The sequence below is a fragment of the Vibrio sp. Vb0888 genome (assembly GCF_033338835.1).
Taxonomy (GTDB): Bacteria; Pseudomonadota; Gammaproteobacteria; order Enterobacterales; family Vibrionaceae; genus Vibrio; species Vibrio alginolyticus.
Map to the genome: position 1 here is coordinate 377,644 of NZ_JAWOTL010000002.1, position 18,514 is coordinate 396,157.

Sequence of the window (18,514 nt, forward strand, 5' to 3'; positions counted from 1 at the left end):
GGGGTGAAATGGAATTCATACTCAAAAAACTATTATTAATAACCTTCCTTTTTGTTTTTTTCTCAAATGCCAACGCTAACTCATTATTAATTTGGCCGATTTACCCCAAAATATCAGAGGAGAGTAATGCAACATCACTTTGGATGGTAAATAAAGGCAGTGTTGATTCTTATTTACAGGTGAGAATTTTTAAGTGGGAACAAAACGAAGGAGAAGATAGTTATTCAAGTCAAAGCCAGTTAATTGCAACTCCTCCGTTTGTCAAAATTGAACCAGGTGAAAAGCAGTTAATCCGCATCATCAACCAAGATGAGGCCTCTGCGGGTAAGGAGTATGCATACCGAGTGATCATAGATGAATTACCGCCAACTCAAAACCCTCAAACAGAATTGACGGAAAATGAACTCGCTGTCAAAGTCCGAATGCGTTACTCGATACCTTTGTTTATTTACGGGAAAGGGCTGACTGATACTCAAAAACCAAACCGTGACAGTGAATTATGGGGTGATTTACAGGCACAGTTTATTAAGAAAAATAATCAGCGTTTTGTTCACATTAAAAATTCAGGAAAACACCATGTTCGCTTAGTGAATTTACAGTTGAATCTACCAAATAAAGATCCTGTCGTTATTTCCGATGGACTAGCTGGCTATATTCTTCCTGAACAGTATAAGGTTTGGTCTATTCCCCATAGTAATGTCAGACCCTTGAGTTTGAGCGCGAATATTGGAGGTAAACGTTACCAAATACCATTGAAGCAATAATGAATAGATTTAATACAATGAATGCTTTCTTTTGGTTGGTATTACTTAGCGTAACGTGGAGCAGTATTGGTCTTTGTGCAAATTCAGCAAACCACTTCTCTGAGCTACCGAGTCCTGAAAATTTCTCTTTAGAAAAGTTTGAGAATATCAGCCTCAATCTGGAGTTGGTGATCAATCAAAGAGCAACAGGGCTTGTTGCGAAAGTTGAGCGAGTTGGCGATCAGTTCTTTTTGCTCCGGGAGGACCTCATTTCAGTTGGGGTTACCGCCAAGTCGTTGCCTGGAACCGAAGAGAGACTTGAGGTTACGTCTATCCCAGGTGTTAACGTGCGTTACTTGCAATCGTCATTGCAACTTGCAATTGACGTACCGCCTAATTGGTTACCGATGCAGAACTTATCAGCGCAGGATATGGGGCGATTTTCCCCGGCTCAGTTTGGGCGTGGTGGCCTGCTTAACTACAACGTATTTGGTGTGTACGAGAACGAAAGCCGACAAAAGGAGGTTTCTATCAATCATGAAGTCAGAGCCTTTTCTGAGTTTGGCGTTTTTTCTACTACCGGGATATTTAAATCTAACTTTCATCGCGATGTTCAGTCCCAGCAAAGCAGCCAGTACACTCGTTTTGATACGAGTTACGAGTACGTCAATCAAGAGAAGCGAATTCGTATGGAGGTAGGGGACTATATTGTTCGCCCTTTATCTTGGAGCCAACCAGTAAGACTGGCGGGTATTCAGTTGTCGCATGATTTCTCTATGCGTCCGGATGTCGTGACGACGCCGTTACCTGCATTTTACGGTGAGGTCACAGCGCCCACTACGTTAGATTTGTTTATCAATGGCTTTAAAACTGACTCAATGAATGTTGGGCCCGGTCCTTTCATTATTAACGATATTCCAATGCTCTCTGGTGCTGGGGAAGCAACGGTAATTGCAACGGATGCTCAAGGTAAGCAAACGGTCATGACCAGCCCATTTTTTCTCTCTTCCGATCTACTCAAGACCGGATTTACATCTTACAGTGCGAGTATTGGTGCGATCAGAGAAAATTTCGGTAATGCATCTAACGACTATGGAGACGGTGGCGTGGTTACCGCTCTGCGTCATGGCATGACTGATTGGTTAACACTAGAAGCTCAAGCTGAAGCAAAAGACGACCTGATCGTTGCGGGGCTGGGCTTTGTCACCAATGCTTTCAACTTGGGTACGGTGGATGCCTCGTTTCGTGTGAGTAATTTTCAGGATCAATCTACCTCATATGCGCTAGGTTATAGTTATCAGTCTCGGCTGTTTAGCTTCGCTGCTCGAACTCAAGTAGAACAAGTCGACTTTTATACCTTATCTCATTTACCAAATTACGAAATGCTCGATGAAGGCAAGGACGCTTCACTCGCGTCGCGTCATCTATCACAAATCAATATGGGAGTCCGTTTGGGAGATTGGGGCTCACTTTCTGGTGGATACTTTGATATTCAACAATCCGACTCAGATTCACGTACCCTAAACCTTACTTATAGCTACGCTCTGCCTTTTAATATCAATATGTCCCTTTCTTACAACCATAGTATTGGTGGTCAGAGTGTTACGTTGGCGCAATTCTCTCTACCTTTCAGTTCTTTGGGGGGAAGTTCGGGGCTAACGCTGAAAAGAGAGGACGATGGCGATGTTAGAGGGCGAGTGGGTTACAGCCGCCTTGCGCCAATACGAGGTGGGTGGGGCGTCAATTTAGCGCATGATATTAACGAAGACCCAGAAAACCGTAAACAGGCCGATTTGACCTACCGTGCGTCATGGGCGCAGTTCAGAGCGGGGTTAAATGGCACCAGTGGCGACTATGATTATTTTGCGGAAATGGCAGGTTCGGTCTCTACGTTGGATGGAGAAATATTCCCGGCGAATGAAGTGTATGACAGCTTCGCTGTGGTGAGCACCAGTGGTTTTGAAGGTATTCCGGTTAAATATGAAAATCAAATTGTCGGAGTGACAGACGATGAAGGTTACTTACTTGTTCCTTGGGCTACGGCGTATTACACCGCCAAATATGAAATCGATCCACTTAATTTACCTGCCAATGCTGCGTTTTCTGCAACAGAGCAGTTTGCTTCGATACATTCGGGCTACGGCTACCTGTTAGAGTTCCCAATAGAGCTACAAATTGCACTGAGCATGACGGTGGTAGACGAAAATCATTTGTTCCTTCCGATTGGTACATATGGCCGCTCAGAAACGGGCTTAACAAGCCAAATTGGTTGGGATGGTTTTACGTACTTTGAAGGCGTTGACCCAGGCCGCTATATTCAGTTTTATCCTCAAGGACAGTCGCCATGTAAAGTGTTTATTGAGGGGTTGTATCAGCGTGAGAGTCAAAAAATACAAACATTGCCTGAGCAGGTTTGTATCAAAGCCGAAGAAGAGACCGCACTATGATTTTGCGCCGCTGGCTTGCTAGCCTACTTCTCTTTTTCTCGTTCTCGACAATGGCTTGTCAGCTCACGGCGGCAACACCTTTAATCTTGTTTGGCAATGTTTCTTCGTTTACTGTTTCAAGCTCTCAGCAGCAAAGCTCAGCTCAGCCTCATGCGGGGATTACGTGTGACTTTTCTACACTTGTGTCTTTGTTAAGTGGCGACTACGTATCAGCAACGTTTAACAGTATAAATAATGGTTTGCTATTAAATGAGGATGATCCGAGTTCGGAGCTCAGCTATCAGATTTTTGGCGATCCAGGTCTTTCACAAGAGTATGTATTCGGCCAAACTTACAATTTTTTTGAAATTGGGTTACTCGATTTACTCGGGTTGTTTGGCACTCAAGCTGAGTTTCCGCTTTATGCTCGGACGGGAGTGGGCAGTAATCTTTCCGCTGGGACTTATAAAGACCAAATCACCGTATCCTGGATTTGGGATTACTGTAAGGGTATCGGGGTTCTAGGAGTATGCATTGGCCGCGCCAATGGCAGCGCTCAAAGCGTGATTACGGTTGAGTTGGAAGTGACCCCTGATTGTATGATCACGGCGCCAGATATTGATTTTGGTTCGTCCCCATTAGTGGCCGGTTTTGAGCCAGTCAGTCAGGTTATATCGTTAACTTGTACCAAGAATAGTTCCTTCTCCATTGGCTTGAATGACGGCCTAAATGCGTCCGGCGGTCAGCGGCGAATGATTTCTAGTGGTCACTATTTGGAGTATGAAATCTATAAGTCATCATCGATGGATCGCTGGGGAGGAACCAGTTCTGAACGTCGTGAACACAGTGACGTCGATACTGGCGGCTCTATTCCTGATGGTATCACTCCACAGAATTATAATTATCGCGCGCAGATACTAACCAGCCAAACGACCCCTCCTGCAGGTACTTACACCGACTCAATAATCGTTGACGTTCAATTTTGAGCATCATGTCAATTACATCATTAGAGGCTTCTATTCCAAAAATCTTTTGTAATCATAGTTTTCACTCTGTCACTGCTTAATTTTGTGAGATTAGTATGGCTTTATTCTCACGGAATTTAACTTTCAGAAATAAGGAAAATGATGAAGAAGTCACTAACAACATTAGGTTTGGCACTGGTATTTACAGGAACAGCTTATGCAGCAAGCTGGGGCTACGAGGGAAACCATGGACCTGCTCATTGGGGTGAGTTTGCATCTGAGTGCGCAAAAGGTCAAAACCAGAGCCCAATCAACATTGAATCGGCGACCGAAGCGAAGCTAGAAAAATTGAATTTCGACTACGAAGGTAAGGCAATTTCACTGCTGAACAACGGTCACACTTTACAGACTGGTTTAGAAGGTAAAAACACACTCACCATTGATGGTAAAGAGTTTACGTTGAAACAGTTCCACTTCCATACGCCATCTGAAAACCATGTGGACGGTAAAGAATACCCTCTAGAAGCACACTTTGTGCATGCCGACAAAGTAGGTCATCTAGCTGTTGTCGCGGTGTTCTTTAAACTGGGTGACGCGAACCCAGATCTAGCTAAGATGCTAGCTAACATTCCAACTAAAGATCAAGATGTTACCATCAAGGTTCCATTTGATGCTGATGCCCTTATCCCAAGTGATAAAGACTACTACCGCTTTAACGGCTCACTAACGACACCGCCATGCTCTGAAGGTGTACGTTGGTTGGTGATGAAAGAAGCACAAACTATTTCTCCTGAGCAGATAAAATCTTTTTCGGAAGTAATGGGGAAAAACAATCGCCCAATCCAACCGCTGAATGCACGTATGGTGTTAACGCAACAATAACCACTTCATGCGAAGAAAAATAAAAAGCCCGCTTAAACACAGCGGGCTTGATTATTTGGGTATTGGTGAGAACTAGAAGCCGTGATCTTCTTGCTCTTCCGCTTTTACCATTTGTATAGGATCAAGCTTAAGCGTCTGAGTAGGGAACGCGATATCTGCATCGTGTTCTTTAATGATGTTGATTACCTTAAGCAGTATGTCCTGCTTAACCTCATGGTATCTCACCCAATTCACGGTTTTAGTAAAGGTATAGATAAAGAAGTGCAATGATGATGGACCGAATGTATCGAAGTTGACGATAAGTGTTTGGCGTGCATCAATGTCTTTGTGATTTTTCAGCATTTCTTTTACCGCGGTGATAATTTGCGGCATTTTTTCAGCATCGTCGTAACGAAGTCCAATTTTTTCGTAGATACGTCGGTTCAGCATGCGAGATGGGTTTTCTACGACAATGCTGCTAAACACTGAGTTTGGCACATACAGTGGACGCTTATCGAAAGTTCGGATAATGGTCATACGCCAGCCAATGCGTTCTACCGTCCCCTCTATTTGTCGGTCTGGAGAACGGATCCAATCGCCAACTTTAAATGGACGATCGAAGTAGATCATAAGACCTCCAAAAAAGTTAGACAGCAAATCCTTCGCCGCTAAACCGACGATCAAACCACCAACACCACCGAAGGTAAGTAGGCCCGATAGTGACAGACCAAATGCCTGCATTACGGTTAGAATTCCGACGGTAATAAAGAACAGGCGCGCGACCTTAGCTATCGCTTGTACTGTTGTTTCATCTCGGTTCTTTTGTTCGAGAACATGCTCTTCAACATTGGTAATGAGCCGCATAACGGTCCATACGAAGATGCTGATGATTAAAATCAGTTTCAGCGTACTTAACCAGTTTATTTTATCGTTGAGCTCGCTCTCTAATATGATGCCGATAGAGACGGTTGCTGGCCAACACCAAATGAGTGTACTGACTGGCGCTTTTAGCGCATCAAGCAACATATCATCCCAGTGGAAGGGCGTTTTCTCTACGAGCGCAGCGAGGCGAGAGCGGATCAGCCGCCAAGCTATCCAAGCTATAAAGCTAGCGAGCGTAATGAAAAGGACGCTCCCACTCCAATTTTGATGAGACGTTTCAATGTAGCTTTGTAATTCGGTAAACCACTGTGGCATATGTAACTTATTTCTAGTGAACCATGGAAGGAAAGGTAGCAGATATTACTCCTTCACCCCAGTGATTTCCTTTAAATCATTTACTTATGTCTAAACCGCCGAGATGGACTTTTCCTTCCAATGACAAGAGAGTTACCTTTACGTTTTGCTGAGCGACCGCCTCATGCATGTTCAGAGGTACGCTACCAATGATTGAGGGTTGATATTTGGACGATCAATTATAACTTCTCTGACTTATCGCTAACATTTATCTTAAGTAAGTGTGAGAGTGTATTGACTCTTGAATTAGCGGAGGCAGATATGGAATTTACAGAGCTGGATCGAAACGCGCTCTACGACATCTGGATGTCACAAAAAGCCAAAATGCACATCACTCAAATGGAAATGGCGAAGCGCCTTGGTTTGAGTCTACACGAGTTTTCTGGCTTGTTACGTGGTAATTCTCCACTGACGCTAGGTTTTGTAAAACAGCTATGCGAGCAGCTACATGTACGTCCTGGTCAGGTGATTCCGTCTTTGACGGAGCGTGATCTATCTGCATCTGGTACCGTTTATTTACAAAATCGTGTGACGGTGGATGGCGATATCAGTAACGTGTTTATCGACGGAAACCAAGTCGTGATCGAGTACGTTCACCAAGTTAGCTAGCTTGCTCGTCAAATTATCGGGTTGAAGAGCAATAAAAAACGAGCCACTGTTGGCTCGTTTTTTCGTTTCTGTTTTGCTCGCTTGCAAAGATTATGGGATTTTCACTAGCGAATCGCGTGAAAGATCCGCGATAGACTTAGCGCCAGTCAGCGTCATTGCTACACGCATTTCTTTATCGTACAGATCCAGTAGATTTTCAACGCCTGCTCCGCCTTGTGCTGCCAATGCGTACACAAATGAACGGCCAAGAAGCGTACAGTCTGCACCAAGTGCGAGCATACGAACGACATCAAGACCAGTACGAATACCAGAGTCTACGAAGATCTTAAGATCACCTTTTACCGCATCCGCAATGCTTGGTAGTGCTTTAGCACTTGAAAGTACGCCATCTAACTGACGGCCACCATGGTTAGATACCACAATGCCATCTGCGCCGAAACGTACCGCATCTTTCGCGTCTTCTTCATCTAGAATGCCTTTGATAACCATTGGGCCATCCCAAAAATCACGAATCCACTCAAGATCTTTCCAGGAGATAGAAGGGTCGAAGTTTGCGCCTAACCAGCCGATGTAATCTTCTAGCTTTGTTGGTTCGCCACGATAAGTTGAGATGTTACCTAAGTCGTGCGGTTTACCAAGTAGACCCACATCCAGCGCCCAGCTTGGGTGGCGCATCGCCTGGAGTACACGACGCATGGCCGCGTTAGGGCCACTCATACCTGAGTGCATGTCACGGTAACGTGCGCCAGGAACTGGCATATCAACGGTAAACACCAGCGTTGTTACGCCTGCTGCTTTTGCACGCTCAAGTACGTTTTTCATAAAGCCACGGTCTTTAAGCACGTAAAGCTGGAACCACATTGGTCGTTCAATTGCAGGTGCGACTTCTTCAATCGGACAAACCGAAACAGTCGACATAGTAAATGGGATGCCTTTTTTCTCGGCTGCTTTTGCTGCTTGCACCTCGCCTCGGCGCGCGTACATACCAGTTAGACCAACAGGAGCTAGCGCGATTGGCATTGCCAGTTTCTCACCGAAGATCTCGGTTTCGAGGCTCAAATCTGTCATATCGCGTAGGACGCGTTGGCGAAGAGCGACATCACCTAAATCGTCAGTATTACGCTTCAGCGTGCGTTCGTCGTAAGAGCCGCCATCAATATAATGGAATAGAAACGGGGGAAGCTTGGCTTTCGCGGCAGCGCGGTAGTCAGTAGAAGCTGAGATAATCATAATGGTGTCCTAGCGGTTATTCTAAGCAAAGTTGTGGAGCAATTTGCTCTTTCGTTGAGCCTTCATCGCAAAGCAGTGAAGACATCAAAATGAGTATAGTTACCTATGGTTCACTTACGTTTGAACCGGTGATGTTGGTAACCCATTTACATAATTGGTTGAAAAATTTTTTAAATCACTCAATCAGTTATGCAAACTGGAAAGAGTGACACAGCTGTCGGGGGAATTGATGTAGCAAGCTAAATCAACATGTCGGGGTAGTAGTGCAGACAGCTGTGTCAAATTAGGCAGGGCTGCAAACCCTGCGTTTCGCGTTACTTCATTAAGACATCTGTCATTTGGAAGCCATAAATCAGCACCAATCCAATAATGCCTGTCATTACAATGTAGTAGAACGTAGGGATAATCGTCTTACGCAATGTTGCGCCTTCTCGACCAAGCAAACCTACCGTGGCTGATGCGGCAACAACGTTGTGAATCGCAATCATGTTACCTGCGGCAGCACCGACGGCCTGGAGTGATACAACAATCACACTCGAAATAGACAACGTTTGTGCCACTTCGAATTGGAACTGGCTGAACATCATATTTGATACCGTGTTTGAGCCAGCGATGAACGCACCCAGTGCACCAACGGTGGCACTCAGCGCTGGGAACGCAGAACCAACAAGGTCAGAGGCGAAGTTTGCGGTTGTGACGGGCATACTTGCTAGGTCAGCACCGTTGATGCCTGAGTTGATAAAGATACGAACCATCGGAATGGTAAATACCAAGACAAAACCCGCCCCAATCAGTGTTTTGCTTGACTCGCCAAACGCTTCACGCAATGGCTTTACACTACCGCTTTGTAACATTGCAGCAAGTAGTGCGACAAACACCAGAATGCCTCCAGGAAGGTATAACGGCTGAATCGCAGCGCTAACGCCAGTCTCACCAAGAATGTTGCTGAACGACAAACTTACGCTTTGTACAAAGCCTTTCAGCTCAGGGCTTACGCGGCTTGCGACGAGAATAACTGCCAGCATTACATATGGAACCCAAGCTTTTACGATGCTCATTGGCTTGCCCGGATTGTCGTTTAGATCGACTTTTAGCGAGCCTAACCACTCTGCAGGCCACTTGTCTTCGCTTTCGAAATCCCACTTAGTCTTTGGTACTAAGAAGCCTTTTTTCGCTGCGGTAACAACGATAGACAGACCAACCAAACCACCGATAAGTGAAGGGAACTCTGCACCTAAGAAAACACCGGTTAACGCGTATGGAACGGTGAAAGAGACACCAGCGAATAGTGCAAATGGTAGAATATCCAGACCTTCACTCCAGCTTCTGTTCTTGCCGAAGAAACGTGTTAACATCATCGCCATTAATACTGGGATCATCGTACCTACGACTGCGTGAATGACAGCAACGTGCGCTGTGATATCTTGCAGGTACATTTCCCACGTTGCACCTTGTGCGGCCAACGACTCACTGATGTTATGGGTGTCTAAACCTTTGTTTACACCTACGATGATAGGCGTGCCTACCGCGCCGAATGAAACAGGCGTTGACTGAATCATCATGCCCATAAGGACAGCGGCTAGCGCAGGAAAGCCGATTGCAACCAGTAGTGGTGCAGCGATTGCTGCCGGGGTACCGAACCCAGATGCGCCTTCAATGAACGAGCCAAAGCACCAAGCAATGATGATGGCTTGTACACGGCGGTCAGCCGAAATATCGGTAAATCCATTACGGATTGTGGTGATCGCTCCAGTGTGTTTTAAAGTGTTGAGCAAGAAGATGGCACCAAACACGATCCATAGAACAGAGACAGTAATGCCGAGTCCTTGGAATACGGAGGCCAGTACGCGATTGGCTGACATATCCCAAAACATAAGTGCGATAGCGACGGTTAGACCGAACGCAACAGGCATGGCTTTTTTAGCAGGCCAGTTGAGACCAACCAATAAGATGGCGGCAACAACAATTGGCGAAAATGCCACTAGGGCAAGTAGGGTTTCACTCATTTGTACATCCTTCGTACGCTGACTTCTCGAACGGTGTCAATCCGCTGTAGAGGTGACTTTTTGTTGTAATGGTTTTGTTAATTTGGCGTGAATTTACTCCTTTATTTTTTGTTGATATAGGGAAATAATGAAAATAATTAATTCCAAAAGTGACATAATGGTATGAGAGCAGACGACTTAATTCTATTTTCTCAAGTAATCGAACTTGGCAGCTTTAGCAAGGTTGCAGAGGCAAATAACCTTACAAATTCGGTAGTTAGCAAAAGAATGGCGAGGTTGGAGGAAGAAATAGGGGCTCAGCTATTATATCGAACAACGCGCAAATTAACCTTGACTGAGGCAGGTAAGGTGTTACTCCACAGTGCTAAAAATGTGAAGCAGGCCACTCAGGAGGCTATGGATGCTGTTGCAGGCTTTGGAGAGAATGTGAGCGGTCATATAAAAATGTCCGTGCCGTGTATCTCTGGAGATTTGATACTTGCTGATGCTGTTGCCGAGTTTTGTAACCTTCATCCGGGTCTGACTGTGGACATGTCATTGGATAACCGCTTTGTCGATTTAGTGGCTGATGGTTACGATTTAGTCATTCGAACTGGCTACCTAGCCGACTCCAGTTTGATCGCACGACATATTCTCGATTCCCAATGGGTGGTATGCGCGTCCCCTTCATATATCGCTAAAAATGGGAAACCGATCGAGCCGATTGATCTCACCACGCACAATTGTCTGCAATACGCTTACCAAACCACAGGTGCAACGGATTGGGAGTTTAAAGGAGAAGATGGCAATTACATCGTCAAAGTATCGGGCTGCTTTTCTACTGATAACGCGACCGCATTACGTAAAGCCGCTCTGGGCGGCCATGGTATAGCTTACGTCCCGCGATGCTTGGTGTATCATGATATTCGCAATGGCCAACTGGTGGATATTTTTCCTGAACTAGTAGGTAAAAAGTTGGGTATCTACGCGGTGTATCCGTTTACTCGTCAACCACCGAACAAAGTGAAGCTGCTTATTGAGCACATTCGTGACCGGTACTTAACGATATCTCATTATTTCTAGGTTCTTCATAGATTTAAAACAATGTCGTTGAAATCAAAATTGGGTGCTCTAAGGTAATCACCGCAATAAAACGATTGAAGATAAACAACTTAATAAAAACAACGGAGTAACACGGACGTTATGCATTACCCAAAAACACGTAAAGATTCTGTCGTGGACACTTATTTTGGTCACGACATTGCCGACCCTTATCGCTGGTTAGAAGATGATCGCAGTGAAGAAACCGCACAATGGGTTTCGGGTCAAAATTCGGTCACCTTCGATTTCCTTGGTCAGATACCGTACCGCCAACAAATCCGTGACTTAGTGGCGAACAGTCAAAACTACGAAAAATATTCCCAGCCATTTGTACGTGGTGACTACACCTACTTCTACAAAAACGACGGTTTGCAAAACCAAAGTGTATTGTATCGACGTAAAGGCGAGGGAGAAGCCGAGGTTTTCCTTGATCCAAATACTTTCTCCGAAGAGGGCACGACCTCTCTTGGCGAAGTCAGCTTCTCTAAAGACTACCGTTTGGTCGCGTATTCCATCTCAGAAGGGGGCAGTGATTGGCGTAAGATCTTTGTCATTGATACGGAAACCAAAGAACAGCTAGAGCCTGAGATTGTTGATGCGAAGTTTACGTCGATTTCTTGGCTGGGCAGCAAAGGCTTCTATTACTCAAGCTACGATAAGCCGCAAGGCAGCGAGTTGTCTGCTCGAACTGAGCATCACAAGCTTTATTATCATGAACTTGGTACACCTCAATCTGAAGATAAAGTGATTTTCGGTGAGTTGGATACGCAAGTTCATCGTTATGTGTCTGGTACGACGACGACAGATGATCGCTTCCTCATTATCTCTGGCGCAGAATCTACATCGGGTAATCGTCTGTTTTATATTGATTTACAGTCTGAGTTACAGGCAATTGTGACGCTGCGCGAGACAACGCAAGGAGACACCTACTTAATTGATAGCCAAGACGCAACCTTGCTGCTTTACACCAACCTAGACGCGCCGAATGGCAAAGTTGTCAGCTACAACACTCAGACAGAACAATGGGCTGACGTGATTGCTGAACAAGAACAGCCGTTAGAAATCAGCAAAGGTGGCGGTTATCTGTTTGCGACTTATATGGTAGATGTGCTTTCTAAAGTGCAGCAGTTTAACTACCAAGGTGAGTGGATTCGAGATGTACAATTGCCGGGAGAAGGCACGGCTTATGGTCTGGCGGGTAAAAAAGAAGAAACCACACTTTATTACACATTCACTAACTACGTGACGCCTCCGACGATCTTCTCATTTGATGTCGAATCTGGTGAATCGACACTGTTTCAGGAATCAAAGGCACCGTTCGATCGTAATGAGTATGAATCAAAACAGGTGTTTTATACCTCAAAAGACGGCACGCAAGTTCCGATGATCATTTCATACAAGAAGGGAATTGCACTTGATGGTAGAGCACCAACCATGTTGTATGGTTACGGCGGTTTTAACATCAGCCTCACTCCAATGTTTTCTGGCAATGTGTCCAACTGGCTAGAACTGGGTGGTATTTACGCTGTCGCCAACATGCGAGGCGGCGGTGAATACGGTAAAGCTTGGCACAACGCAGGCACTCAGCAGCAAAAGCAAAACGTGTTTGATGACTTTATTGCGGCGGCGGAATACCTGATTGAAAACGACTACACGAGCTCGGATCGCCTAGCGATTCGCGGTGGTTCTAATGGTGGTTTGTTAGTTGGAGCGTGTATGACGCAACGCCCTGAACTATTCAAAGTCGCGCTGCCTGCGGTTGGCGTGCTTGATATGCTGCGTTACCACACGTTTACGTCTGGAGAAGGCTGGAAGTATGACTATGGCACGTCTTCGCAAAGCGAAGCGATGTTCCAATACTTGCTTGGCTACTCTCCTGTTCACAATGTAAAAGAAAACGTGCAATATCCTGCGACATTGGTGACAACCGCCGATCACGACGATCGTGTGGTTCCAGCACATTCGTACAAGTTTATTGCGGAGCTGCAAGACAAGCAGCAAGGCGCTAATCCAGTATTGATACGCATTGATGTTAATGCCGGTCATGGTGCAGGAATGCCGCTGAGTAAGCAAATTGACCTCACCACAGACGTGTATGCATTTACGTTACATAATATGGGTATTGAGTCGATTTAATGCCCTAGTTGTTCGAAGCTTCTGAGAATAAAAAAATGCCGCGACAGTGTCGCGGCATTTTTCATGGTTGGGGGAACTCAATTCATACTGTTTGCCAGTATTTGAGCCAGGTTGACTAAGTCTGACTCTTGAACCAACCAGTCTCGGCGGCCAAACCGAAAGGCAGCTACGCCATTCTTAAGACAAGATGAATTTATCACCTTTTCTTAATCCTAGTTTATGAATATGAAACTGTGATGAACCTAAGCCGCATTGTGCTGATTTTCACTGTTTTCAAGATCAAATGAGGCATCTATCAGTTTTTTCGTGTAGTCATTTTTAGGGTTTTGGAAAATCTTTTCGGCCGTACCTTGTTCCATGACCTCGCCCTTTTGCATGACTAGAACACGATCAGAGAGTGCTTTAACTACTGATAGATCGTGGCTAATAAACAAGTAGCCAATATTGTGTTTTTTCTGCAAATCTTTCAGGAGATCAATCACAGTCAGTTGAACCGAGCGGTCCAATGCAGAGGTTGGCTCATCAAGCAAAATAAACGAAGGCTCAAGAATTAGTGCTCGCGCGATAGCAATACGCTGACGCTGGCCTCCCGAAAACTCGTGTGGATAACGGTTGATGGACGCGGGATCTAAGCGAACCTCTCGAAGCACGTCGCGTGCTTTCTGCATACGTTCTTTTTTACTCAACATTGGCTGGTGGACAGTTAATCCTTCAGTGATGATCTCGCCGATAGTCATACGAGGAGAAAGCGAACCATAAGGGTCTTGGAATACCATCTGAACGTCTTTTTTCAGCTCAAAACGTTCTTTGTTTGTCAGCAAGGCCATATCTTGGCCTTTATATTCTATTTTGCCAGTTGAGGGCAGTAGACCTATCAAAGCTCGGCCGAGTGTAGACTTACCTGAACCGGACTCCCCAACGATCCCGAGGGTCTCTCCTTGTTTAAGCTCAAGAGAAATGCCTTTTACCGCTTCGAAGTACTCATTCTTGCTCGCAATAAAATGCGACTTTACCAAGAATTTGACTCGTATATCGTCAGCCTTTAACAGCTGCGTAGCACTTTCGCTAATAGGCTCCTTACTGCCTTTAGGAATCGAATTGATTAGCATACGTGTGTATTCGTGCTTTGGGTCCTTGAAGAGTGTTTGTGTTTCGCCTTCTTCGACGACTTCTCCTTTACACATCACAATGACACGGTCTGCAAAGTGTTTTACGACGCCTAAGTCATGAGTAATAAATAGGATTGCCATGCCCATCTGAGCCTGAATTTCTTTAATCAGGTGCAACACTTCTGCTTGAACCGTGACATCCAACGCCGTTGTTGGTTCGTCGGCGATCAAAATATCGGGCTCGTTAATCAGTGCCATCGCAATCATGATACGTTGCAATTGACCACCAGAAAATTCGTGTGGGTACTTGTTGTACGCTTTTTCTGGGTTTGGCATATGAACCAATTCAAACAGCTCTAACACCTTTGCTTTTGCTGTTCGTTTGTCGACCGGGCGGTGACACATGATGGCCTCAGCGACTTGGATACCCACCCGCATGTACGGGTTTAGTGAGGTCATCGGCTCTTGAAAAATCATGCCAATGCGATCACCGCGAATACTTTGCATTTCACGCTCTGTTTTATCCAAGATGGAGCTACCCTCAAACATGATGGATGAGCTTTCATGCAAAATAGCGTTGTCTGGCAGTAGTTTCATCAGTGCATTGGTTGATACTGACTTGCCAGAGCCAGATTCGCCAACGATGGACAGCGTCTCGCCTGCTTTTAAATCGAAGCTAACATTCTTTACTGCATCGACGATACCATCGTTTGTCGTAAAGCTGACTGATAGGTTGTTCACCGAAAGAATGGTTTTAGAAGACATCACAGATCCTTGTGGTTGATAAAGCAAATGATACTCAAGTAATGGACAGCACAAACCTAGTTGTCCTCAATGCTTGAGCTTTAGATTAATTATACAGGTGAGAAGGCGAAGATTTTGCCGAACTCATTGCTTGCAAATGTAAGAACTGCTCATGTGCGCGCGTTACGTGCTCGAGTTCTATCATCCATTGAGCATTACGTTGGGCAGAGCAAAATGCCGCCATGTGAGCTAACAAGTCTTCGCTCTGTTGACCAAGTAGGTGACCTACGCGCTCAATCAGTTCATGGCTCTCTAGCTGCAAAAATTGAAATAGCGCGTAAGTTTGATTGAGTATTGAGAACGCATCATGCTGTAAGCCGAGTTTGTTGAGAATCTCTGATTGCGTCACGCTGGCATCTCTAAGCCCCGTAATGAGACATACAAACTGGCAAGGTTTAGTTTGTGCATTTTCTAGCGCTAGATGAATGTGGTTGGGTAGATTGTTGAGCACGTCGTCATATAAACGATGAGCTTCTGGCCAATGGCCTTGTTCCATCAGTTGCTCCGCTTTTAAGTAGCGCATCCAGCATTGCTCAATATTCATATCCATCTCCACAACATTTGATTTGTTTAGATATTAAATGAAATTGATTATCAATTGCAAGTGCGTGTTAATATCACTTATGTGTTCATAAAATGTCCAATCAATCTAGGGTGGAAGGTAAATCACTTAAAATTAAGCAAATAATCTCTACACTCAAATAACGAAAATAAGAAAAAAGGAAGTGGATATGGCAATACTAAGATTGGAAGCTAAGCAGCTATATTCTGTAGCAGATCTAGAGAATATGCCATGTAAGTCGACCAAGGAGTTACCTCCAATTGATGAAATCGTGGGCCAAGAGCGCGCGCAAAAAGCGGTCGAGTTTGCGATGTCCATCAAAGAGAAAGGGTATAACATCTACGCCATTGGTCAGAATGGGCTAGGTAAACGCACCATGATCTTGCGCTATCTGAATCGTCACCAGCACGATGCAGCAGCCCTGTTTGATTGGTGTTACGTTGCGAACTTTGAGGATACCCGTACACCAAAGGTATTAAAGCTGCCTTGTGGTATCGGAAATAAGCTACGTGTTGATATTGAAGCTTTAATGGGCAAATTATTAAATGCTTTACCCCTAGCATTCGACAATGAAATGTACTTTAGCCGCGCTGAGCGATTAAAAAATCAATTGGCAGCTAAGCAACAAAACGAGCTGGATCGTATTAGTCGAGAGGCAAAAGAAAAGGGCATCAGCCTAACACTGACTACGCAGGGGGATTATCAGTTTGTCGCCATGAACGGTGATGAGCTTCATACGGAAGAGTCCTTTGATGTACTAAGCAAAAAAGAACAAGAGCAATTCAGCGATGCTATTGATGAACTCGAAGTGCGATTGCGCTCGATGGTTCGTGAGCTTACGGAGTGGGAAGAGACATACAGCGATAAAATCAAAAAGCTCAATGATGAAGTGACGCTTGATGTGATTACTCACTTCATCAAAAAACTCAAAGTGGATTACGCGCAATATTCCGAAATCAAAACCTACTTAACTGAGCTGCAAAAAGATATTGTTGAAAACGCAGATATCTTCCTTGACCAAAGTGGCGAGCAAGGCGAAATTGCGACGGCATCCTTGGATAAAAAATTGCCACGTCGTTATAAAGTGAATGTCTTGGTAAGCCGTAAAAGCAGCGAATTTCCTATCGTTGTTGAAGAAAATCCCAACTATCATTCACTCTTCGGGTCGATTGAGACTGCCACTTTCAAGGGAACGGTGTTTACCGACTTCTCGCTGATTCGTGCAGGGAGCTTGCATAAGGCGAATGGCGGCGTTCTATTAATGGATGCTCAGAAAGTACTTGAACAGCCTTACGTTTGGGATGGTTTGAAGCGCGCATTGCGTGCTCGTCAATTGAGTTTTACGTCTCTAGAAAAAGAAGTCACATTGACGGGAGCGGTATCACTCGATCCTGAACCGATTCCGCTTGATATCAAAATTATCTTATTTGGTGATTACCGAACTTACCAATTACTCCAACATTACGATCCAGAGTTCAGCGAGTTGTTCCGTGTGACGGCAGATTTCGAAGACGAAATGAAACGTACGCCGGAGTCTGAGCTGCATTACGCGCGCTTTATCTCTAGCGTGGTGCATGACAACAATATGCTGCATTGCGATCGCAAAGCCATTGCTCGGATCATCGAATACAGCTCACGTTTGTCTGGCGACCAATCCAAGCTATCTCTACATTCGGCTAATATCGCCAACTTGCTTCGAGAGTCGAACTACGTTGCTCGTCAAGCCAACTCCAACATGATCCGTATTGGGCATGTTGAAGAGGCGCTCAATAACCAAGAAATGCGAGTAAGCCGATTACGCGATAACGTAATGGAAACCTTTATTAACGGCACAACGCTGATTCGCACCGAAGGAGAAGCCGTAGGCCAAGTGAACGCACTTTCGGTATTGAGCACTAGTGACTACATGTTTGGTGCACCGAATCGCATCACAGCGACGACGTGTTACGGTGATGGGGATGTTATCGATATCGAGCGCAGCGTGGATTTGGGGGGCAGTATTCACTCTAAGGGCGTAATGATTTTGTCTGCCTACTTATCTTCCGTATTTGGTAAAACGGCACGAGTGCCATTAACGACAACCATTACCTTTGAGCAATCTTATGGTGGTGTTGATGGTGATAGTGCCAGCATGGCTGAGTTATGTGCGGTTGTGTCTGCTTTTTCAAAGCAACCAAACCGACAAGACATTGCGATAACAGGGTCGATGAATCAATTTGGTCAAGCTCAGCCTATTGGTGGCGTAAACGAAAAGATCGAAGGCTTTTATGATGTGTGTGTAATTAAAGGTCGTCATGACGGGCAGGGAGTCATTATTCCGCGCTCTAATGTTCACAATCTAATGCTTCGTTCCGACATCGTGAAAGCAGTCGAAAAAGGCGAGTTTAATATTTGGGCGATTGACCATGTTACTGAAGCTATCGAATTGTTTACGGGGAAAGTTGCTGGTGAGCCAACCGATGAAGGTTCTTATCCAATCGATACCATTTTTGGCCTTGCTCAAGCTAAGCTCAATTCGTTGAGAAAATAGGCTGAAACCGTCCTAAATGTGAATGTATCTCATCATAAGTGATCATAAGTTATCATAACGACAATATCCCGACGCTACTGTCGGGATATTGTCAATAACAGATTGAAAATGGAGAGTTTTTGTACTAGACAAAAGTGTGATCGACCTCTAATATTCGCCACTTGTTTATTCGTCTGGGATTTATCCCGTCGCAAGGAAGCATAGATATTCAAACTGC

13 protein-coding genes are annotated in these 18,514 nt (G+C 45.0%); 8 read left to right on the forward strand and 5 right to left on the reverse strand.

Annotated features, from left to right (window positions below; translation table 11 throughout):
* Nucleotides 1–8: 8 nt before the first annotated feature.
* The 4 genes from R7P72_RS05830 to R7P72_RS05845 all read left to right on the forward strand — a co-directional run bounded on the left by R7P72_RS05830 (nt 9) and on the right by R7P72_RS05845 (nt 5,016).
* Nucleotides 9–764, forward strand: a complete 756-nt coding sequence (locus tag R7P72_RS05830) for a molecular chaperone (RefSeq protein ID WP_025768578.1) — start codon at nt 9–11, stop codon at nt 762–764.
* Nucleotides 764–3,190: a fimbria/pilus outer membrane usher protein gene (locus tag R7P72_RS05835; protein ID WP_374041080.1), complete on the forward strand. Its 2,427-nt coding sequence runs from the start codon at nt 764–766 to the stop codon at nt 3,188–3,190. Before R7P72_RS05830 ends, R7P72_RS05835 begins: the two co-directional genes overlap by 1 nt.
* A complete protein-coding gene (locus R7P72_RS05840) occupies nt 3,187–4,155 on the forward strand; it encodes a spore coat U domain-containing protein (RefSeq protein WP_047102359.1) in 969 nt (322 codons plus the stop codon). The genes R7P72_RS05835 and R7P72_RS05840 overlap by 4 nt, the downstream gene beginning before the upstream one ends.
* 141 nt (nt 4,156–4,296) lie before the next feature.
* The gene (locus R7P72_RS05845) at nt 4,297–5,016 is read left to right on the forward strand and encodes a carbonic anhydrase (RefSeq protein WP_005375106.1); all 720 of its coding nucleotides are present in this window, start codon (nt 4,297–4,299) and stop codon (nt 5,014–5,016) included.
* Between the two features lie 72 nt (nt 5,017–5,088).
* Here R7P72_RS05845 and R7P72_RS05850 read toward each other — a convergent pair whose 3' ends face one another.
* A complete protein-coding gene (locus R7P72_RS05850) occupies nt 5,089–6,192 on the reverse strand; it encodes a mechanosensitive ion channel family protein (protein ID WP_005375107.1) in 1,104 nt (367 codons plus the stop codon).
* Nucleotides 6,193–6,492: 300 nt separating this feature from the next.
* On the opposite strand from R7P72_RS05850, the gene R7P72_RS05855 reads away from it, so the two are divergent.
* Nucleotides 6,493–6,840: a helix-turn-helix domain-containing protein gene (locus R7P72_RS05855; protein WP_005375109.1), complete on the forward strand. Its 348-nt coding sequence runs from the start codon at nt 6,493–6,495 to the stop codon at nt 6,838–6,840.
* A 90-nt stretch (nt 6,841–6,930) separates the two neighbouring features.
* On the opposite strand, the gene lldD is transcribed toward R7P72_RS05855, so the two are convergent.
* A complete protein-coding gene (gene lldD, locus R7P72_RS05860; RefSeq protein WP_005375110.1) occupies nt 6,931–8,070 on the reverse strand; it encodes an FMN-dependent L-lactate dehydrogenase LldD in 1,140 nt (379 codons plus the stop codon).
* A 314-nt stretch (nt 8,071–8,384) separates the two neighbouring features.
* Nucleotides 8,385–10,076: an L-lactate permease gene (locus tag R7P72_RS05865; protein WP_005375111.1), complete on the reverse strand. Its 1,692-nt coding sequence runs from the start codon at nt 10,074–10,076 to the stop codon at nt 8,385–8,387.
* A 162-nt stretch (nt 10,077–10,238) separates the two neighbouring features.
* Here R7P72_RS05865 and R7P72_RS05870 point away from each other — a divergent pair, with 162 nt between their 5' ends.
* Entirely contained in the window at nt 10,239–11,138 is a 900-nt protein-coding gene (locus R7P72_RS05870; RefSeq protein ID WP_005375112.1) for a LysR family transcriptional regulator, read from the forward strand.
* A 120-nt stretch (nt 11,139–11,258) separates the two neighbouring features.
* A complete protein-coding gene (locus tag R7P72_RS05875; protein ID WP_005375113.1) occupies nt 11,259–13,292 on the forward strand; it encodes a prolyl oligopeptidase family serine peptidase in 2,034 nt (677 codons plus the stop codon).
* 242 nt (nt 13,293–13,534) lie between these two features.
* Here R7P72_RS05875 and R7P72_RS05880 read toward each other — a convergent pair whose 3' ends face one another.
* On the reverse strand, nt 13,535–15,166 hold the full coding sequence (locus R7P72_RS05880) for an ABC transporter ATP-binding protein (RefSeq protein ID WP_005375114.1): 1,632 nt from the start codon (nt 15,164–15,166) through the stop codon (nt 13,535–13,537).
* A gap of 85 nt (nt 15,167–15,251) precedes the next feature.
* Complete coding sequence (locus R7P72_RS05885) at nt 15,252–15,749, reverse strand: hypothetical protein (protein ID WP_005375116.1); 498 nt, start codon at nt 15,747–15,749, stop codon at nt 15,252–15,254.
* A 187-nt stretch (nt 15,750–15,936) separates the two neighbouring features.
* Here R7P72_RS05885 and R7P72_RS05890 point away from each other — a divergent pair, with 187 nt between their 5' ends.
* Nucleotides 15,937–18,297: a Lon protease family protein gene (locus R7P72_RS05890; RefSeq protein WP_005375118.1), complete on the forward strand. Its 2,361-nt coding sequence runs from the start codon at nt 15,937–15,939 to the stop codon at nt 18,295–18,297.
* Nucleotides 18,298–18,514 lie beyond the last annotated feature (217 nt).